22 protein-coding genes are annotated in these 20,353 nt (G+C 38.2%); 20 read left to right on the forward strand and 2 right to left on the reverse strand.

Annotated features, from left to right (window positions below; genetic code table 11):
* Positions 1 to 183 precede the first annotated feature (183 nt).
* The 9 genes from IGL17_RS05090 to IGL17_RS05130 all read left to right on the forward strand — a co-directional run bounded on the left by IGL17_RS05090 (position 184) and on the right by IGL17_RS05130 (position 8,284).
* On the forward strand, positions 184 to 1,140 hold the full coding sequence (locus IGL17_RS05090; RefSeq protein ID WP_002381974.1) for a YitT family protein: 957 nt from the start codon (positions 184 to 186) through the stop codon (positions 1,138 to 1,140).
* Positions 1,141 to 1,342: 202 nt separating this feature from the next.
* Positions 1,343 to 2,212, forward strand: a complete 870-nt coding sequence (locus IGL17_RS05095; protein ID WP_002357972.1) for a class II fructose-bisphosphate aldolase — start codon at positions 1,343 to 1,345, stop codon at positions 2,210 to 2,212.
* Between the two features lie 173 nt (positions 2,213 to 2,385).
* A complete protein-coding gene (locus IGL17_RS05100; protein WP_002357969.1) occupies positions 2,386 to 3,678 on the forward strand; it encodes a UDP-N-acetylglucosamine 1-carboxyvinyltransferase in 1,293 nt (430 codons plus the stop codon).
* Positions 3,675 to 4,967 carry a transcription termination factor Rho gene (gene rho / locus IGL17_RS05105; protein ID WP_016617873.1) on the forward strand — a complete coding sequence of 431 codons (1,293 nt, stop codon included), beginning with the start codon at positions 3,675 to 3,677 and terminating at the stop codon, positions 4,965 to 4,967. Before IGL17_RS05100 ends, rho begins: the two co-directional genes overlap by 4 nt.
* Positions 4,968 to 5,067: 100 nt before the next feature.
* A complete protein-coding gene (locus IGL17_RS05110) occupies positions 5,068 to 5,337 on the forward strand; it encodes a type B 50S ribosomal protein L31 (protein ID WP_002357967.1) in 270 nt (89 codons plus the stop codon).
* A gap of 237 nt (positions 5,338 to 5,574) precedes the next feature.
* Entirely contained in the window at positions 5,575 to 6,636 is a 1,062-nt protein-coding gene (locus IGL17_RS05115) for a DUF916 and DUF3324 domain-containing protein (protein ID WP_016617874.1), read from the forward strand.
* Positions 6,629 to 6,841: a hypothetical protein gene (locus tag IGL17_RS05120; protein WP_002357965.1), complete on the forward strand. Its 213-nt coding sequence runs from the start codon at positions 6,629 to 6,631 to the stop codon at positions 6,839 to 6,841. The genes IGL17_RS05115 and IGL17_RS05120 overlap by 8 nt, the downstream gene beginning before the upstream one ends.
* Positions 6,842 to 7,066: 225 nt before the next feature.
* Positions 7,067 to 7,945: a fructokinase ScrK gene (gene scrK, locus IGL17_RS05125; RefSeq protein ID WP_078126810.1), complete on the forward strand. Its 879-nt coding sequence runs from the start codon at positions 7,067 to 7,069 to the stop codon at positions 7,943 to 7,945.
* 90 nt (positions 7,946 to 8,035) lie between these two features.
* A complete protein-coding gene (locus IGL17_RS05130) occupies positions 8,036 to 8,284 on the forward strand; it encodes a YtxH domain-containing protein (protein ID WP_002357962.1) in 249 nt (82 codons plus the stop codon).
* A 57-nt stretch (positions 8,285 to 8,341) separates the two neighbouring features.
* Here the strand turns inward: IGL17_RS05130 and nfsA are convergent, their stop codons facing one another.
* Complete coding sequence (nfsA, locus tag IGL17_RS05135) at positions 8,342 to 9,076, reverse strand: oxygen-insensitive NADPH nitroreductase (protein WP_002375151.1); 735 nt, start codon at positions 9,074 to 9,076, stop codon at positions 8,342 to 8,344.
* Positions 9,077 to 9,159: 83 nt separating this feature from the next.
* Positions 9,160 to 9,618: an S-ribosylhomocysteine lyase gene (locus tag IGL17_RS05140; protein WP_002357960.1), complete on the reverse strand. Its 459-nt coding sequence runs from the start codon at positions 9,616 to 9,618 to the stop codon at positions 9,160 to 9,162.
* A 206-nt stretch (positions 9,619 to 9,824) separates the two neighbouring features.
* Here IGL17_RS05140 and IGL17_RS05145 point away from each other — a divergent pair, with 206 nt between their 5' ends.
* From IGL17_RS05145 to yycF, 11 genes are all read left to right on the forward strand, one after another.
* Positions 9,825 to 10,892, forward strand: a complete 1,068-nt coding sequence (locus tag IGL17_RS05145) for an aspartate-semialdehyde dehydrogenase (protein ID WP_010823592.1) — start codon at positions 9,825 to 9,827, stop codon at positions 10,890 to 10,892.
* Positions 10,893 to 10,925: 33 nt separating this feature from the next.
* A complete protein-coding gene (gene dapA / locus IGL17_RS05150; protein WP_002361644.1) occupies positions 10,926 to 11,798 on the forward strand; it encodes a 4-hydroxy-tetrahydrodipicolinate synthase in 873 nt (290 codons plus the stop codon).
* 30 nt (positions 11,799 to 11,828) lie between these two features.
* Positions 11,829 to 13,517, forward strand: a complete 1,689-nt coding sequence (locus IGL17_RS05155; protein ID WP_002375145.1) for a ribonuclease J — start codon at positions 11,829 to 11,831, stop codon at positions 13,515 to 13,517.
* 124 nt (positions 13,518 to 13,641) lie between these two features.
* Positions 13,642 to 15,024 carry a bifunctional metallophosphatase/5'-nucleotidase gene (locus IGL17_RS05160; RefSeq protein ID WP_438760036.1) on the forward strand — a complete coding sequence of 461 codons (1,383 nt, stop codon included), beginning with the start codon at positions 13,642 to 13,644 and terminating at the stop codon, positions 15,022 to 15,024.
* Positions 15,025 to 15,058: 34 nt separating this feature from the next.
* Positions 15,059 to 15,688, forward strand: coding sequence for a YutD family protein (locus IGL17_RS05165; protein ID WP_002377795.1), 630 nt, complete (start codon positions 15,059 to 15,061; stop codon positions 15,686 to 15,688).
* Between the two features lie 5 nt (positions 15,689 to 15,693).
* A complete protein-coding gene (locus tag IGL17_RS05170) occupies positions 15,694 to 16,464 on the forward strand; it encodes a TIGR01457 family HAD-type hydrolase (protein ID WP_002357953.1) in 771 nt (256 codons plus the stop codon).
* Positions 16,452 to 17,105 carry a TIGR01906 family membrane protein gene (locus tag IGL17_RS05175; protein ID WP_002390100.1) on the forward strand — a complete coding sequence of 218 codons (654 nt, stop codon included), beginning with the start codon at positions 16,452 to 16,454 and terminating at the stop codon, positions 17,103 to 17,105. The genes IGL17_RS05170 and IGL17_RS05175 overlap by 13 nt, the downstream gene beginning before the upstream one ends.
* Before the next feature lie 126 nt (positions 17,106 to 17,231).
* Positions 17,232 to 17,801: a DUF1836 domain-containing protein gene (locus tag IGL17_RS05180; protein WP_002361647.1), complete on the forward strand. Its 570-nt coding sequence runs from the start codon at positions 17,232 to 17,234 to the stop codon at positions 17,799 to 17,801.
* Positions 17,794 to 18,654 carry a DegV family protein gene (locus IGL17_RS05185; RefSeq protein WP_002357950.1) on the forward strand — a complete coding sequence of 287 codons (861 nt, stop codon included), beginning with the start codon at positions 17,794 to 17,796 and terminating at the stop codon, positions 18,652 to 18,654. Before IGL17_RS05180 ends, IGL17_RS05185 begins: the two co-directional genes overlap by 8 nt.
* Positions 18,655 to 18,771: 117 nt before the next feature.
* Positions 18,772 to 19,473, forward strand: coding sequence for an MIP/aquaporin family protein (locus IGL17_RS05190; RefSeq protein WP_016617877.1), 702 nt, complete (start codon positions 18,772 to 18,774; stop codon positions 19,471 to 19,473).
* A 173-nt stretch (positions 19,474 to 19,646) separates the two neighbouring features.
* A complete protein-coding gene (yycF, locus tag IGL17_RS05195) occupies positions 19,647 to 20,351 on the forward strand; it encodes a response regulator YycF (RefSeq protein WP_002357947.1) in 705 nt (234 codons plus the stop codon).
* The last annotated feature ends 2 nt before the right edge of the window (positions 20,352 to 20,353 follow it).

The following is a 20,353-nucleotide window of genomic DNA, read 5'->3' on the forward strand; positions in this document are numbered from 1 at the left end:
AAAAAGGTTAGGCTAGAATCATTTTGAATAGAGAAATAAGAAGATCAATTTTTAGGGATATCTTCCCGCATTCTTTCATGGAAACGTTGCAAAAAAAATTTTCAATGTTCGCTTTTAGCCCCTTTTCTTTTAGGATAGAACCTGTTATTCTAAGTCAGAAGAATAGCGAAGGAGCGAAGAAAAATGAGTCGATTGGTTAGTACTTACCAAAGAAATGAATCGATAAAAAAAATAGCAGTGATGGCGATAACCGCTTTGACTTCTGCGGTCGGTTTGAATTTCTTTTTGATTCCGGCAAAAGTTTTTTCGGCAGGGATGAACGGAATTGCGCAAATCATTGCTACATTATTATATACAAATTTAGGAATCCATATTAATACAGGGATCTTCATTTTATTTTTAAACATTCCCGTCTTCATTCTAGGGTTTGTAAAATTAGGGAAACAATCAACGATTCTTAGTTTCATCAATGTTATTGGCATTTCCGTTGTCACTATGTTTGTGCCAATCGTAACAGTCACAACGAATCCTTTGATGAACGCAATTATGGGTGGTGTCTTAGTCGGCGTTGGCGCAGGGCTTTCATTGAAAATGGGCTTTAACACTGGCGGCATGGACATTATTTCACTGATTCTTTCAAAAACAACAGGGAAAACAGTTGGTAATTTTATGTTCTTATTAAATGGTATTATTGTGCTGTTGGCTGGTTTTGTATTTAACTGGGAAAGTGCGTTGTATACTATTATTTCTATTTACTGTTTGAGTCAGGTGGTCGACATGATTCATACCAGTCACCAAAAAGTCACAGCAATGATTGTCACCACGAGACCAGAAGCCGTTGCCTTAGAAGTTTCTCAACAAATCGCTCGTGGCATGACCTTGTTGCCTTCAATCGGCGGCTATTCAGGTGCAGAAGGTCGGATGATTATGATGGTCATTACTCGCTACGAACTCTATGATTTAGAACAAGCAGTTTACAGTATCGATGAGAATGCCTTTGTAAATATTTTACCAACACAATCGGTTTTAGGGCGTTTTGCCAATGAAGATGAACAACGGATTTTTCATAGTACAGGAACATTTCCTGAACTTCAATCCTACAAGGTGAAACGTTATCCACCAAAGAAAAAATTAAAATAGCAAGTCGGCCTTCAGATCCCAAAGCGTTAACGGGAAAACTGGAGGTTTTTTTATAAAAATGAAGGTTATGTGAAAGAATAGACAAAAATTTTCTGAAAAAGGGAATTTTACTAGAAAAGTGTCAGGAATTCTGCTAAAATAGAACCGTTGGTTAGGGAACACCTAACAAATAAAGTTTTTAAAAACTTAGGAGGAATTTTTTATGCCAGTAGTATCAGGAGCAGAATTCTTAAAAGCAGCACGTAAAGGCGGCTATGCAGTAGGTGGCTATAACACAAATAACTTAGAATGGACACAAGCGATTTTAGAAGCAGCAGAAGCTAAAAAAGCACCAGTTCTAATCCAAACATCAATGGGCGCTGCTAAATACATGGGTGGCTACAAAGTAGCTAAAGACATGATTACTAATTTAGTAGACTCAATGAATATCACAGTTCCAGTAGCAATTCACTTAGACCACGGTGACTACGAAGCTGCTTTAGAATGTATCGAAGTTGGCTATACTTCAATCATGTTTGATGGTTCTCACTTACCATTCGAAGAAAACTTAAAATTAGCGAAAGATGTAGTTGAAAAAGCTCACGCTAAAGGTATTTCTGTTGAATGTGAAGTTGGTTCAATCGGTGGTGAAGAAGACGGAATCATCGGTACTGGCGAATTAGCTGATATCGAAGAATGTAAACAAATGGTTGCTACAGGTATTGACTACTTAGCATGTGGTATCGGTAACATCCATGGTCAATATCCAGAAAACTGGAAAGGTTTAGCATTTGATCACTTACAAGCAATTGCTGAAGCTGTCGGTTCTGATGTACCTCTAGTATTACACGGAGGTTCTGGTATTCCTCAAGAACAAATTGAAAAAGCAATTTCAATGGGTATCTCAAAAGTTAACGTAAATACAGAATTCCAATTATCATTCGCTAAAGCAACGCGCGAATATATTGAAGCTGGTAAAGATTTAGAAGGTAAAGGATTTGACCCTCGTAAATTATTAGCACCAGGTAAAGCTGCAATCATCAAAGATGCAGAAGAACACATTGATTGGTTCGGTTCAGCTAACAAAGCTTAATCAACTAGTTACGTTAAAGACAGCCACAGCACGTGGCTGTCTTTTTTATTTTTTGTTATTTTTTCATTCTATTAAAATACCTGAGAAGTTTTCTTTTTTCTTAAGCTTGATTATGATAGAATGATTGGGTAGTTTATTTAGAAAACGTATATTACAGATAGGTGAGAATATAAATGAAAAAAATCGTAATCAATGGGAATCGTCCATTAAAGGGCGAAGTAACCATTAGCGGCGCCAAAAATAGTGTGGTCGCTTTAATTCCAGCTGCTATTTTAGCAGATTCGCCCGTGACTTTAGATGGCGTTCCTGACATTCAGGATGTTCACTCATTAATTGAAATTTTAGAAATTATGGGTGCTAAAATTACTTTTGAAAATAATACATTAATTATTGACCCAACAGAAGTTGTTTCTGTGCCTATGCCAAAAGGAAAAATCAATAGCTTACGTGCGTCCTATTATTTTATGGGCTCACTTCTTGGTCGATTTGGGGAAGGCGTTGTCGGCTTACCTGGCGGTTGTTACTTAGGACCTCGTCCAATTGATTTACATATCAAAGGATTTGAAGCATTAGGCGCTCATGTAACCAACGAACATGGGGCGATGTACTTGAGAACAGACGAAGCTGGCTTACAAGGAACCCGAATTTTTATGGATATGGTATCTATTGGCGCTACAATCAATGTCATGTTAGCCGCAGTTAAAGCCAAAGGCAAAACGATTATTGAAAATGCTGCGCGTGAGCCAGAAATTATTGATATTGCTACATTATTAAATAACATGGGTGCAAAAGTCCGAGGAGCTGGAACGGACGTTATTCGGATTGAAGGTGTCGAAGAATTACATGGTTGTCGTCACTCGATTATTCCAGATCGAATTGAAGCTGGGACTTATTTAGCTATGGCAGCAGCTATGGGTGAAGGAATCAAAGTTCGAAATGTTATTTATGAGCATTTAGAAAGCTTCATTGCGAAATTGCAAGAAATGGGCGTTAAGATGACAATTGAAGAAGACATGATTGAAGTTCATCCATCACATGATCTGAAAATGACAACGGTGAAAACCTATCCGTATCCTGGTTTTGCCACAGACTTGCAACAACCGTTAACGCCATTACTTTTAAAAGCGCAAGGAACTGGTGAAATTATTGATACGATTTATGCTCAACGAAATAAGCATATCCCTGAGTTAGTGCGGATGGGGGCCGATGCTTCGGTTGAAGGCAATATGATTATTTTAAATGGTCCAAATCAATTACATGGTGCAGAAGTAGTCGCCTCTGATTTACGGGCAGGCGCTTGCCTAGTCACTGCCGGCTTGATGGCTGAAGGTACGACCACTATTTATAATGTAGAATATATTTTACGTGGGTACGACCACATTATCGAAAAGTTAACTGCTTTAGGCGCTGATATTCAAATGCTAGAAACCGAAGAACAAGAAGGTCCGTTTGAGGTGGATCAATGAGCGACTATTTAACAATGGCTGAATTGGAAAACAGTACGTTAAAAGATATTTATGCGTACGCGAAAGAGTTTAAAATTCCTTATTATAGCCAAATGAACAAAAAAGAATTGTCTTTAGCTGTGATTCGTGCACAAGCTGAGAAGCAAGGTTTTTTCTTCATGGAAGGAATTTTAGATATTGTTTCTCAGGATGGCTATGGCTTTTTGCGGCCAATTAATTATGGACCAAGTGCAGAAGACATTTATATTTCTTCTTCTCAAATTCGTCGTTTCGGATTGAGAAATGGGGACAAAGTAGCTGGCAAGGCGCGTCCGCCAAAGGAATCAGAACGTTACTATGGACTCATGCATGTTGAAAGTGTCAATGGGAAAGATCCTGAAGAAGCGAAAGAGCGGCCACATTTTCCAGCGCTAACACCGTTGTATCCTGAAAAACAATTAACGTTAGAAACAACGGCTGGCAGATTATCAACACGAATGATTGATGTATTTGCACCAATTGGTTTTGGGCAACGTGGTTTAATTGTAGCGCCGCCAAAAGCCGGGAAAACAAGTGTTTTAAAGGAAATTGCTAATGGGATTACAGAAAATCATCCTGATGTGGAATTGATTCTGTTGTTAATTGACGAGCGTCCTGAAGAAGTGACTGATTTAGAGCGAAGCGTTAAAGGCGATGTGGTTTCTTCAACTTTTGATCAACAACCACAAAATCATACGCGAGTTGCTGAATTGGTTCTGGATCGAGCAATGCGCTTAGTTGAAGACAAACGGGACGTAGTTATTTTAATGGACAGCATCACTCGTTTAGCAAGGGCCTATAATTTAGTGGTCCCGCCTAGTGGTCGAACCTTAAGTGGCGGAATAGATCCAGCTGCATTTTTCAAACCTAAACGATTTTTTGGTGCTGCCAGAAATATCGAAGAAAGGGGCAGTTTAACTATTTTAGCCACGGCATTGGTGGATACAGGTAGCCGAATGGATGATGTCATCTACGAAGAATTCAAAGGCACAGGCAACATGGAGCTCCATTTATCTCGTGAATTAGCAGAGCGCCGTATTTTCCCAGCAATTGATATTAAAAAATCAAGTACGCGAAAAGAAGAGTTGCTGATGACACCAGAACAACTAGAAGAAACGTGGAAATTGAGAAATAATATGTCAGGAGACTCGCTGGAATATACGGATCAATTCATAAAAATGTTAAAACGGACCCAAAATAATCAACAATTATTTGAAGTTTTCCATGATGTTTCGTTTGGCAAACAAATTAAAAGAAATCCAAAAAGATAATTGCATACCAACTGAAAACATGGTAAGATAGCATTGTTGTATACCGACAAAATAACTCTGATACAGCAAATGGATCAGGGCAAAGGAGCGAAAAAAACGTATGAAACAAGATATCCATCCAAATTACCAACCAGTAGTATTCATGGATTCAACAACAGGTTTCAAATTCCTTTCAGGTTCAACTAAAGGATCTTCAGAAACTGTTGAATGGGAAGATGGCAACACTTATCCATTATTACGTGTTGAGGTTACTTCAGACTCACACCCATTCTACACTGGTCGTCAAAAATTCACACAAGCCGACGGACGTGTGGACCGTTTCAACAAAAAATACGGTCTCAAAGACGAAAACGCAAATCCAGACGCATAGTCTTTCAAAACATTGTTATGACAAGGTTTATAGAGGTTTTCCACTGTGGTGGGAAACCTCTATTTTTGCGTTAAATATGTAGTTTTAATTCAGAGAAAAGAAATAAAGTAACTTAACAATCTTTTCTTCTTTCTTTTCAAGATTATCCTTCCCAAAGGACAAAGATTGATCAGCATTGTTTCGCTGGTTTGTTAGACTAGTAGGTACATTCAGCTTTATAAAGGAGATCTTGAAGAAATGAGTAGAAAAAAAGTCGGTGTTTTCTGTCTATTTCTGTTTTTCACATTTTTTATTATTGTTCCAAAAGTAGAAGCTACAGAAGAAATGAAGACTAAATTTACAGTAACGCCTGTTTTACCAGAAAATCAAGTGTCAGGAACATCTAGTTATTATGATTTAATTCTGGCACCAAAGCAATCTTCCACTATTGTCTTAGACATAAAAAATAAGACAGACGAAAAATTGTCCATCGTATTGACTCTAGCAAATGCATCAACAAATGATAATGGGTTGATTGTGTACAATGATTTTGATAAACCACTTGATTCATCGTTAAAGGTTCCGCTGACAGACTTGGTTACTTTAGAAAATGAGGAAGTGAGTGTGCCGCCTCATCAAACAGTATCAGCAAAGATGAAGGTGAAGGGACTTGATCAGCCTATCAAAGGAGTTGTTTTAGGCGGGGTTTACGCGCATCTCAAAGATGAAAAAGAGGAAGAGACCCAAACAACGGGCTTAACTAGTCGCTACGGGTTTAATGTTGCGATTGCCATGAGGAGTGCTGAGAATGCTCCTTTAACAGAGGTGAACCAACTGAAATTAACGAAAGTAACACCTACAATTGCTTTAGGGGCCAAATCACTAAAGGCGGTCATTCAAAATCCATATGCTGCTATTTTTCCAGAAGTTCGTTTAGAAGGTCAAGTGATAAAAAAAGGATCCTCTAAAAAAATTGCACAACGGACACTAAAAAATGTTCGCTTTGCCCCAAATAGTTCCATGAATTTTCATCTTGATTTGGGCAAACAACCGCTAGATGCTGGGACTTATATATTTACAGGACGTGCTATTTTACAACAAGATGAACAACAGTCTTGGCCTTTTCAACAAGAATTTACGATTAACACTCGTGAAGCAAAAAAATTGAATCAAGAAGCTACGGTCAAATGGGTCCTACCTACATGGTGGTTACCGACTTTCTACACGTTGTTAGTAATCACAATTGGGGCAATTTATAGTGTCATTTGGCGCAATAATTATCAAAAAACAAGCGAAAAGGAGAGTGAGAATAATGGCTAGTTGGTTTTGGTTGTCTGGCGGTTTAGCGGTCATTTGTTTTATGTTTTTCCTCTTTTCTTTGCTGACTAGTATGAGTTTTATTCAGCATGCAAAAGAGCCCAGAAGTATTCTAAAAGAAACACTTTTGAGTTGGTTAATGCTTTTACTTAGTGGTGGCTGGATTACAATCGGACTATTGTTATATTTTTCGCTAAAGAATCAATAAACAAAAAACGAGCATTCATTGTTAGATAACCGTGAATGCTCGTTTTTTGTTTTAGGAAAATGCTCTTTAGCAACTTGCCAGATTTCATTGGGCAACCTGACTGAAATTGTTAAATTGTTCTGTCGAAACGAAAAAAAAGTGGTAAACTAAACGTGTATGTTAGTTATTTAATCAAAAGTAATGTATCCGCTTACTTATAAAATGGAAACGAAGGAGCATATTGCAATGACAAAAAAACTTTTAGGAAGTATCGAAGCCGGTGGCACAAAATTTGTATGTGGCGTTGGGACAGATGATTTGACCATTGTGGAACGTGTCAGTTTTCCCACAACAACCCCAGAAGAAACAATGAAAAAAGTAATAGAATTTTTCCAACAATATCCTTTAAAAGCGATTGGGATTGGTTCGTTTGGTCCGATTGATATTCACGTTGATTCTCCTACGTATGGTTATATCACTTCTACACCAAAATTAGCTTGGCGTAACTTTGACTTGTTAGGAACTATGAAACAACATTTTGATGTGCCAATGGCTTGGACAACGGATGTGAATGCTGCGGCATATGGTGAGTATGTTGCTGGAAATGGGCAACATACATCTAGTTGTGTATATTATACAATTGGAACTGGTGTTGGCGCTGGAGCGATTCAAAACGGTGAGTTTATTGAAGGCTTTAGCCACCCAGAAATGGGGCATGCGTTAGTCCGTCGTCATCCTGAAGATACGTATGCAGGAAATTGTCCTTATCATGGAGATTGTTTAGAAGGGATTGCAGCAGGACCAGCAGTTGAAGGTCGTTCTGGTAAAAAAGGTCATTTATTGGAAGAGGATCACCAAACTTGGGAACTAGAAGCTTATTATTTAGCGCAAGCGGCGTACAATACGACTTTATTATTAGCGCCAGAAGTGATTATTTTAGGTGGCGGCGTCATGAAACAACGTCATTTGATGCCGAAAGTTCGTGAAAAATTTGCTGAATTAGTCAATGGATACGTGGAAACACCGCCTTTAGAAAAATACTTGGTGACGCCTCTTTTAGAAGATAATCCAGGAACAATTGGTTGCTTTGCCTTGGCAAAAAAAGCTTTAATAGCTCAAAAATAACCATTTATTCGCAGTTCATGCATTATATTTGAAGGAAATGGCTAAGAATGATACTCTTATTATGTAATTAATTATTTAGGAGGGATTAGCATGGCAGATTTAAAAGGACGTTTTGACGATGCAAAAGATAAAGTAGAAGGTACTGCAAAAGAAGCGCAAGGCAAAGTTACGGATGATAAAGGCAAAGAACTTGAAGGAAAAGCTCAATCAACCTTTGCTGACGTAAAAGACAAAGCACGTGATGCCGGCGACGACCTTAAAGAAGGCGCTGAAAAATTAACTGATAAAGTTAAAGAAGGCTTTGAAGACTTAAAAGACAAATTTAGTAAAGATAAATAAAAATTAACAAAAGAGCGTGGGCTTACGTTATTTCAACGTAAGCCCACGCTCTTTTGTTTAGACATCAAATCCTTGTTTTTGCAAGAAAATTTTTACTTCTGGGCGACGATTATAAGAAAAATAGGACAAAGACTTCTGTGACCAATCCGCTGTTTGGGCGTTACTTGAGCGGCTGGCATAATAATCTTTTAATAATTCATCATATGTGTGTATATCTGTCAATTTGTCTGATTGGTAGTGATTTTCGCTTAAAATATTTTCAAAAGGCATCCGTGGTTTTACACCATTTAACGTTTCTGGTACACCGATTGTTAATCCGAAAAGTGGTACAGTTAATTCAGGCAAAGATAAGCGTTTGGCTACTGTGTCTAAGTCATTTCGAATGCCGCCAATATAACAAATCCCTAAATCCATAGATTCAGCCGCAATGGCCATGTTTTGCGCAGCAATCGTTGTATCAACGGCAGCTACTAATAATGATTCTGGTGTCTTTAAGGGTTCCAATGATTGCCCCTCTTTTGACAAAATCGTTGCATGACGATACAAATCAGCAACAAAAACATAGAACACACCAGTGTTAACGACATAGTCTTCACAATTCGCTAAACGTCCCAATTCTCTGCGTAGCTCAGGATCTTTGATTTCTATAATTGTATAAGCTTGTAAAAAATTGGAGCTTGATCCTGCTTGAGCTGCAGTAATTAACTGTTGTTTCTGCTTGTCCGTTAACGCTTGCTTTTTAAAATGACGAACGGAACGGTGACTTAGTAATTGTTCGATTGTTTGATTCATAAAAAACCTCCGTTTAAATTAAGAAAGAGAACAGAAAAACCCACAGCTTAATAGTGGGTTTCTCTGTCGTTAATTGCTAAAGATTACAGAATACGTTCAAATGGATCTAAACTAATTCCTTGGTCTAAGACAATTTTTGCATATTCTTTCGCTGCAAATAAAGAATGATCTTTGTAGTTTCCACACTCTTTTGCAGAGACTGCTGGAACAACTTCTGTATTGATTACTTTGTTTAAAACGTTGACTAATGCATCACGGATTTCTTGTGGTGAATGTTGATCCCACATAATCATATAAAAACCAGTGCGGCAACCCATTGGCGAAATGTCAATGATTCCTTTTAATTCATCACGCATGTTAACTGCTAATAAATGTTCCAACGTGTGTAATGCGCCTGTTGGTAGGGCATCTTTGTTTGGTTGTAAGAAACGTAAGTCATATTTTTCGACTAACGCATCACCATTTTGTTCTGTGCCAGCAAGGCGAACATATGGTGCTTTTACTGTGTTGTGATCTAATTCAAAACTTTCTACGCGTGCCATGAAATTTCGCTCCCTTTATAATTAAATTCGTTTTAACTATAACAAATTTAAGTCAAAAGTCAATGGATAGTCCTTTGATGGGTAATAGTTTTAAAATATCATGGGAAAATAAAAAAATCATTTTTTTGACTATGTAGGTTTTTTCAATACTATGGTAAAATAGGACAAGTAGCTTTTACAAGAAGGTAAGAGGGGAGTATGAAAATATGGGAAAAGAATATCATGTTGCCGTGGTAGGAGCAACAGGTGCTGTCGGGACAAGAATGATTGAATTGTTAGCAGAAACAAGTTTGCCAATTGCCAGTGTGAGGTTATTGGCGTCTAAGCGTTCTGCTGGACAAGAGATTCAGTTTAAAGGACAACCTCTTATCGTGGAAGAATTAGTCCCGGAATCATTTGAAGGAATCGATTTAGCATTATTTAGTGCTGGTGGGGGTATTTCCGAAAAGTTTGCACCAGAAGCAGTTAAGCGCGGAGCTGTCGTTGTTGACAACACTAGCCATTTTAGAATGGCAAAAGATGTTCCTTTAGTTGTTCCAGAAGTGAATCCGGAAGCCTTGAAAAATCATCAGGGAATTATCGCAAATCCCAATTGTTCTACGATTCAAATGATGGTGGCCTTGGAACCAATTCGGCAAGCGTTTGGCTTAGAACGAATCATCGTTTCAACGTATCAAGCTGTGAGTGGCGCAGGTATCCGTGCAATTAATGAGCTAAAAGAACAAGCCGAAGATTTTTTAGAGGGAAAACCTGTCAGCGAATGGTCAGCTGAAATTTTGCCAGCTGGCAGTGACAAAAAACATTATCCAATTGCTTTTAATGCGTTACCTCAAATCGATGTTTTTTCAGAAGCAGGGTATACCTACGAAGAATGGAAAATGATGAATGAAACAAAAAAAATCATGGGAGACAACAAGCTAAAAGTCGTTGCCACCTGTGTCCGTATTCCGGTAATTTCAGGACATTCTGAATCTGTTTATATAGAAGTGAAACAAGCAGATGCATCGGTCTCAGCCATCCAAGAATTAATGGCGCAAGCTCCAGGTGTAATTTTGCAAGATGAGCCAAGTGAACAACTATATCCACAAGCGCTAAATAGCGTCAACCAGAAAGAAACATTTGTCGGCCGTATTCGTCAAGACGTTGACGTGAAGAACGGTTTCCATTTATGGATTGTGTCAGACAACCTATTAAAAGGAGCTGCTTGGAACTCGGTCCAAATTGCTGAAACGCTACACGAAATGAATTTGCTTCGTGTACCTGAAAACGACTAGAAGGTTTGTATTGTATACTCGGGAGGGAATAGGATGGATTTAACGAATGCAACAATTATTACGGCAATGGTTACGCCGTTTCAAGAATCGGGAGAAATAGATTTTGATAAACTACCGCAATTGGTAGACTATTTATTGGCCAATCATACAGAAGGCGTTATTTTAGCAGGAACAACTGGTGAATCACCCACGTTAACTCATGAAGAAGAATTACAATTATTCCAGCGAATTATTGAACTGATCGATGGACGTATTCCGATTATTTGTGGTGTAGGTACGAATGATACACGTGACTCAGTCGCTTTTGTGAAAGAGTTAGCGACAATCGCTGGTATCGATGCTGTTTTGGCGGTTGTTCCTTATTATAATAAACCAAATCAAGAAGGTATGTATCAACATTTTAAAACCATCGCAGAAGCAAGTGAACTGCCAATTATTTTGTACAATGTTCCTGGTAGAACGGCTGCATGTCTAGAAGTGGAAACTACTTTGCGCTTAGCACAATTGGAAAAAATTGTGGCAATTAAAGAATGTGCAGGGTTAGATGCAATTACTGAGTTGATTGAAAGAGCGCCAAAAGACTTTCTAGTGTATACTGGAGAAGACGGGTTGGCTTTTGCCACCAAGGCACTTGGCGGACAAGGGGTTATTTCGGTAGCCAGTCATGTCTTCGGTTCGTCAATGTATGAGATGTATCAAGCGCTGGAGCAGGGGAACTTGCCGGAAGCGGCTAAAATTCAACGACAGTTATTACCAAAAATGAACGCATTGTTTTCAGTGCCTTCACCGGCACCCGTGAAAGCGGCCTTAAATCATTTAGGTATTCCTGTTGGAAATTTACGTTTACCTCTAGTTGCTTGTACACCAGAAGAAGAGCAAAGAATTATTCGCACGTTAGAGATTTAAAGAACGTGTAATCATAGAGAGGTGAAAAGAGTGAGTACAATAAAAATCGTTCCATTAGGCGGCGTTCGTGAAAATGGAAAAAATATGTACGTTGCTGAAGTGGAAGATGAAATTTTTGTACTGGATTGTGGATTACAATATCCAGAGAACGAACTTTTAGGAATTGACGTTGTCATTCCGGATTTTACGTATTTAGAAGAAAATAGTGAACGAATTGCAGGGGTCTTTTTAACACATGGCCATGCAGATGCAATTGGGGCCTTACCGTATTTGCTTTCAAAAATTCAAGTGCCTGTTTTTGGGACAGAATTAACGATTGAACTAGCAAAACTAAGTGTCAACAGTCATGCGGAAACGAAGAAATTTAAAGATTTCCATGTGATTGACCCGCATACAGAAATTGATTTTGGTCAAGCAACGGTGAGCTTCTTTAAAACAACGCACACCATTCCAGATTCGATTGGTGTTAGCATCAAAACAAAAGAAGGCAACATTGTTTATACTGGTGATTTTAAATTTGATCAAAGTGCGATTGAGATGTATCAAACCGATTATGGCCGTTTGGCTGAAATTGGGAAAGAGGGCGTCTTGGCGTTACTTAGTGATTCATCAAATGCTGAAAACCCAGTCCAAGTTGCTTCCGAAGCCCAAATCGCTGATGAAGTGTTCGATACGATTCGCTATTGGGAAGGACGAATCATCGTGGCATGTGTGGCAAGTAATTTGCAACGGGTTCAACAAGTATTGAATGCAGCGGATCGTTCTGGTCGTAAAGTCGTTTTGACAGGCCAAGATTTTGAACGGATTATTCGGACGGCGATGAAATTGGAAAAATTACAATTGCCAAGCGAAGATCTATTAGTGAAACCAAAAGAAATGAAAAAATATGCACCTGAACAGTTATTAATTTTAGAAACAGGCCGGATGGGAGAACCGATTAAGTCACTTCAAAAAATGGCTAATAATACACATGGTGTCGTTCGAATTGAAGAAGGCGATTTAGTTTATATTACGACAACGCCGACAACGGCCATGGAAACAACGGTTGCCAAAACAGAGGATATTGTCTATCGGGCCGGTGCTACGGTGAAGCAAATTTCCGACAATTTACGTGTGTCTGGTCACGCTAATCCGAATGACTTGCAATTGATGCTGAACTTAATGAAACCAAAATATTTCATTCCTGTCCAAGGTGAATACCGCCAGTTAGCTGCGCATGCGGACTTAGCACACGAAATTGGCATGCCTTATAAAGATATCTTTATTACAGGTCGTGGGGACATTCTAGAGTATACAAAAGGTAGAATGTCGGTAGCTGGCAGCACAACGGCCGAAAATATTATGATTGACGGGATTGGTGTCGGCGATATTGGTAATATCGTTTTACGGGATCGTCGTATTCTTTCCGAAGATGGTATTTTTGTGGCTGTTGTGACAATTAATCGTCGAGAAAAACGAATTGTTTCCCCAGCTAAAATTACTTCTAGAGGTTTTGTTTACGTTAAAACAAGTAAAGACCTAATGAAAGAAAGTAGCAATATTGTTACAGAAATTGTTGAAAAGCATTTAGAAAGTGACGATTTCGAATGGAGCAAACTGAAACAAGAAATCCGCGAAAACTTAAGCCGTTATTTATTTGAACAAACCAAACGTCGTCCTGTGATCTTACCAGTTATCATGGAAGCGACGCAACGCAAGCGTCCCAAAAATAACGCATAGTTCGTCCTGATAAAAGCAGGTGATTTTAGGAGAAATTCTTCTAAAGTCATCTGTTCTTTTTTGTAACTTTCTTCTATAAATATGGTACTATTAATCAGAGCGCTGAATAAAGGAGGCGATTTTAGTGGAAGAGATTGTGTTGTTCCATACCAATGATCTTCATTCTCACTTTGAAAATTGGCCCAAAATACGGCGTCTGGTTAAAGCCAAACGTTCGCTGTACCAAAAAGAGGGCAAAACAGTCGTAACCATTGATTTAGGTGACTTTTCAGATCGGTGTCATCCTTTGACCGAAGCAACAGATGGTCGAGCAAATGTAGCTATAATGAATACATTAGCGTATGACCTGGTTACAATTGGAAATAATGAAGGAATCGGCAATTCAAAGAAACAATTAGAGCATTTATATGATCAGGCAACATTTGAAGTGGTCTTAGCTAATTTAGAAGATCCAAAAACCCAAACGTTACCAGATTTTTGTCAAGCATATAAAATTATGACAACTAAAGAAGGCACGAAGTTAGGGTTTATTGGCTTAACCGCACCATTTCCTTTAACGTATAATCCCAATGGCTGGACAATCAAACAAGTGGAAGCAGTCCTTCCTCAACTGATTACAGAAGTTGCGCCTCAATGTGATGTTCTCATTTTGCTTAGTCACTTGGGGATAGATACTGATTTTATGATTGCGGCGAATTATCCTGAAATTCAAGTGATCTTAGGTTCCCATACACATCATTTATTTAAAGATGGTGAAAAAATTAATCATGTGCAACTAGCAGCTGCTGGCAAATATGGACAGTATATTGGTGAAGTGCATCTGTTTGTGGATGCCGACACGAAGCAAGTCACAAGTTATGCGAAAACGATTGAAACAGCAAGTTTAGAAGAGCAAGCAACTGATGCCAAGGAAATTGCGGGTTACTTAACGGAAGGTCATCGACTATTGGAAGCGCAGCAAATTGCACAAATCCCTGAAACATTGTCAACGGACTTACGGCAACCGCATGCCTTTATAACTGTTGCCTTGAAGGCGTTAAAAGAAGCGGGGCAGACCGAAGCGGCTGTGTTGAACAACGGGTTATTTTTAGCAGATTTACCAGAAGGAATAATCAATGCAGACCAATTACATGAGGCCTTGCCTCATCCAATGCATTTAATCAAGGTTACCTTGAAAGGGTCAGACATGAGCCGCTTGATTCGTGAAATGGAAAAAAGTCGTCAATTTCTGCGGAAATTTCCGATTCGCGGGATGGGCTTCCGCGGGAAAATTTTTGGCGAATTATGTTATGATGGGATTCGTTTTGAGCAAAATAGCCAGACCGTTTTTTGGCAAGGGAAACCTATTCAGCCAGAGCAGAAGTATACGCTGACAACAGTGGATCACTTTCAATTTGTTCCGTTTTTCCCAACGATTGAGTTAGTTGGAGAAGTCGAATTTTTATTTCCAGACGTTTTAAGAACTGTCGTGGCGAACTATCTGCATGACCACTATCCAATCAAATAAAAACAAGGTATAATAAAAACTAGGTGGTGAAAAAATGACAGACAAAAAGACAACCGAAAAAAAAGAAACAGAAACTGCTGCAACCTTTACAGAAGAACTAACAGCAGTTCTTGAAGAAATAAAAGAAGAACCTGTAAAAGAAAAGAAAAAAGGGGAAATTGTCACCATTGTGAATGAAACAGATATTCAAATTGGTGAAAGAGAGTACCGAATTGTTAAAAATCATCGTGATGCCTTTGATCCTGAACGCTTAGGTGAACGGTTTAGTGAAGTATTAGCGCGTTATGATTATATCGTAGGAGACTGGGGCTATGAACAGTTACGCTTGCGTGGCTTTTTTGATACTTCTAATCGTCGGGCAGCGCCGGATCAACGCATTGATACACTAGAAGACTATTTGTATGAATATTGTAATTTTGGCTGTGCCTATTTTGTAATTGAACGAACAGGGGAACGTAAAGAAAAAACAACGCATCGTCGTCGTCGCCATAAAAAGAATAATCGTTCTAACGCGTTTGTCGAGGAAAAGAGTGCGCCCGCTAATAAAAATAGCAAGCCAGTGATTCGTACGCGAAAAGAAGAAAATAAAAAAACGACTACACCCAAACAGCCTAGTTCCAAAAAATCTGGCAAAGGCTTTACGATTCGTCAACGTGAGGAGTAAACAGAGTGAAAAAAGACTATCAAGGATATTTAATTGATTTAGATGGAACGATTTATTTAGGAAAAGAACCAATTCCAGCCGGAAAACGTTTTGTCGAGCAGTTACAGGAAAAAGATTTGCCTTTTTTATTTGTAACGAATAATACCACTAAATCTCCTGAAACAGTGGCACAACGTTTAGCAAATGAATTTGATATTCATGTCCCAGCATCCCTTGTTTATACAGCGACTTTAGCGACGATTGATTACATGAAAGAAACCAATCGAGGCAAGAAAGTCTTTGTCATCGGCGAGGCTGGTTTAATTGACTTAATTTTAGAAGCAGGTTTTGAATGGGATGAAACAAATCCTGATTATGTTGTCGTGGGACTTGATACAGAATTATCTTACGAAAAAGTGGTTTTAGCTACCTTAGCCATTCAAAAAGGGGCGTTGTTTATTGGGACCAATCCAGATAAGAACATTCCGACAGAAAGAGGCTTATTACCTGGCGCAGGTTCAGTTGTGACGTTTGTGGAGACAGCTACTCAAACGAAACCAGTTTATATAGGCAAACCAAAAGCGATTATCATGGAACGAGCGATTGCGCATTTAGGCGTGGAAAAAGAGCAAGTAATTATGGTTGGAGATAATTATGAAACCGATATTCAATCAGGGATTCAAAATGGTATTGATAGCTTGTTAGTTACATCAGGTTTTACCCCTAAGTCAGCTGTTCCAACTTTGCCAACGCCACCAACCTATGTTGTTGATTCCTTAGATGAATGGACTTTTTGAGTATGATGAGGTCGAAATTGCGTTTAAGGGAAACACTTGGACTCATTTGTTTGTTTTTAACGATTGTGGCTTTAAGTATCACGATCACGATTAATTTTCGTCCATTGTATCTTTTTGATATCCAACACTTAAATATTTTAAAAGACGTAGAGGTTGATCGTGTGACCTTGATTAAAAATTACGATCATTTAATGATGTACTTAAACAATCCTTTTGAAAAAACATTAGTATTTCCTGATTTTCCAATGTCTGATAGCGCGGCTTTTCATTTTTATGAAGTGAAAAAATTGTTTTTATTGTGCTATGGCGTATTACTAGTTACGCTGTTGCCTAGTGTCCTTTATTTAAAATATTTGGTGAAAAATCAGCGTTTATGGACATTGATACGGCCATTTCAGTGGGGAATGTTTTTGCCTGTGCTTTTTGGCTTTTTCATGCTGATTGGCTTTGATCAATTTTTTATTGCGTTTCATGGATTATTTTTTAACAACGATGCTTGGTTATTTAATCCGCTGACTGATCCGATTATCAATGCCTTACCTGAAGCCTACTTTATGCATTGTTTTATCTTGTTTTTTGTTTTATTAGAAGGCCTGTTTTTGATAGGTGTTTTAATCGGAAAACGTTCTTTAAAAAAATAAAGAGAGAAAAGTGAACAATTCCAAAATTGCTCGCTTTTCTTTTTTATTCAATCTAGTTTTAAAAACTAGATTGAATAATTGTCAAAAGTATGATATTCTTTTTTAGAAATGGTTAGGAGGGTTTTTATGGACGAGATAGAAAAATCACTACAAGATTGGGGCCAACAATTGGAAAACGTTCATTTGCCAAGATGGCATGAGTTACCAGATATTGAATTATATATGGATCAAGTGATTACTCTGATAGAAAAATACTTATCCCCATTGATTACACTGGAAAAACATACTTTGTTAACGTCCTCAATGGTTAATAATTATGTCAAACACGGGTTAATCCCGGCCCCAGTGAAAAAGCGCTACAATCAAAAGCATTTAGCGTTTTTAATTGCGATTACGTTGTTGAAACAAGTGTTAACATTGCCAGAAATTAAGCAAGGCATTTTATTCCAAGGAGCTACGGTTGGTATTCGTGAAGCGTACAATTTATTTTGTCAAGAACAGGAACGAGCGATTTATGTGATTGCTGCTCAAGCGCAAGAAAAAGAAGTTCAGGCCAAATCACAAGAACCTATGGGGATTGAATATTTGGCTGTAAAAGCAGCGACAATGTCTTTTGCTACTAAAATGTTTAGTGAAAAAGTGATTGAATTGGAACAAGAATACTTAAAAGAAATGGATGAGATGACACATGAATAAAGAAAAGATCGCACTACTGGTTGATTCTGGGACAGATGTTCCAGAGGCATTAGTCAAACAATACGGCATGTATGTCTTGCCTTTACAGATTATTTATCCTGAAAAAACCTATACAGATAAGGTAGATATTACACCAGAAGAAGTGTATCAACGTTTAGAGAAAGAAATCCCTAGTACTTCATTACCAGATGGCGCAACAATCCAAGCTATTTTTGACAAAATTAAAGAAGCAGGTTACGAAAAAGTCTTAGCGGTGACCATTTCTAGTGGTTTAAGTGGAACGTATAATGTGGTTCGCTTGCTTGGAGAACAAACCGAAGGACTAGATGTATTTGTTTTAGATACAAAGAACATTGGTATCGGGGCTGGCATTCAAGCGATTCGAGCAGCAGAATTAATTGAAACAGGATTAGGATGGCAAGAATTACAACAAAAATTAACAGAAGAAGTAGCCAACGCAAAAGTATTTTTTAATGTAGCCACTTTAGAATATCTACAAAAAGGTGGACGAATTGGTTTAGTCACTTCTATTTTAGGGAATGCGCTAAAATTAAACCCCATTATTTCTTGTAATGAAGAAGGCATTTACTATACGGTGGCTAAGTCTCGCGGCCGTAAAAAAAGTCTTGATAAAACGTTTGAGTTGGTGACGAACTTTATAGGTGAGGCACCCCGTTTCCGTTTGGCAGTCGCTCACGGTGCGGCAGAGGAAGAAGCAAAAGCAATGATGGAACGCTTGAAAGCGGCTTTTCCACAAGCAGAAGAAATTTACTTTGGAACGATTAGTCCGGCATTAGTTGTTCATACAGGACCAGGACTTTTAGGTGTTGGTATACAGTTATTAAATGATTAATTAAATGAAAAATCTCCTCAAATTTTTTTGAGGGGATTTTTCATTTAAGATTTCTCTTTTTCATAGAAATATCATTTTGCTGAAAAAACAACGAAAATTATATTGAAAATTTCACGAATGTGTTACAATTTGTCTACAAAGGGGGAATTTTTTGTGAAAAAAGCAATAGCAGAATGTTTAGGAACATTTATTCTTGTCTTTTTTGGGACAGGAACAGCCGTTCTAGGAAATGGTATGGAAGGGATTGGAACAACGGGGATTGCCTTAGCATTTGGGTTAACAATCGTTGCTGCTGCCTATAGTATTGGCACAATTTCAGGTGCACATCTAAATCCAGCTGTTTCTATAGGAATGTGGCTTAATAAACGAATGACAACAATGGAACTAATCTACTATGTAGTGGGACAAATTGTTGGTGGCTTGATTGCCTCATTTGCATTATTAAGCATTCTAAAAGGTGCTGGTAAAAGTATTGAGAACTTAGGTCAAAATGGCGTAGGGGAATTAAGTGTTGCTGGTGCATTGACAGTCGAAATTATTTTAACATTTATTTTTGTTTTAGTTGTCATGACAGTTACAAGTGCTAAGAAAGGCAATGCTTCATTAGCAGGAATCGTAATTGGGTTAACACTAACAATGATTCACTTAGTCGGTATTCCTTTGACAGGAACTTCTGTCAACCCAGCTCGTAGCATCGCGCCAGCCGTTTTTGCGGGTGGTTCAGCGTTATCTGAGTTGTGGATTTTTATCGTTGCGCCATTAATTGGTGGATTATTAGCCGCTCTTGTAGCAAAATTCATCTTAGATACGGAAGAATAGATTAGCGGAAGAAGAATCTTTGATAACAAGCGTCAATTGTTGTCAGAGATTCTTTTTTTGTTATACTAGGAGAACCTGAAGGCGCATTTTTAGCTAAAGATGAAAACATCATCAAAATAAGGTATAATAGGAAAGTATCAAATAAGATTAGAAGGAAAAAGAGGTGTCTCTTTGTGAAGAAAATTTTAGTAGTTGATGACGAGAAGCCAATTTCAGAGATCGTTAAATATAATTTGGTTAAAGAAGGATATGAAGTATTTACTGCTTATGATGGAGAAGAAGCACTTGAAAAAGTGGAAGAAGTGGAACCAGACTTAATTATTTTAGACTTAATGCTCCCTAAAATGGATGGCTTAGAAGTCGCGCGAGAAGTGCGCAAAACACATGATATGCCAATCATTATGGTGACTGCCAAAGATTCTGAAATTGATAAGGTTTTAGGATTAGAATTAGGAGCCGATGACTATGTAACGAAACCATTTTCAAATCGTGAATTAGTTGCTCGTGTAAAAGCCAATTTACGGCGAGGTGCAACCAATGCGAAAGAAGCCGAGGTGACAACACAATCTGAATTAACGATTGGTGATTTAACCATTCATCCTGATGCATACATGGTCTCAAAACGGGGTGAAAAAATTGAATTAACCCACCGTGAATTTGAGTTACTTTATTACTTAGCAAAACATATCGGACAAGTGATGACTCGTGAACATTTATTACAAACCGTTTGGGGTTATGATTATTTTGGGGATGTGCGGACAGTGGACGTAACCGTGCGTCGTTTAAGAGAAAAAATTGAAGATAGTCCAAGTCATCCAACGTATTTAGTTACTCGTCGTGGGGTTGGTTATTATCTAAGAAATCCTGAACAGGAGTAATC

The organism is Enterococcus sp. AZ088 (genome assembly GCF_051714845.1).
GTDB lineage: Bacteria > Bacillota > Bacilli > Lactobacillales > Enterococcaceae > Enterococcus > Enterococcus faecalis.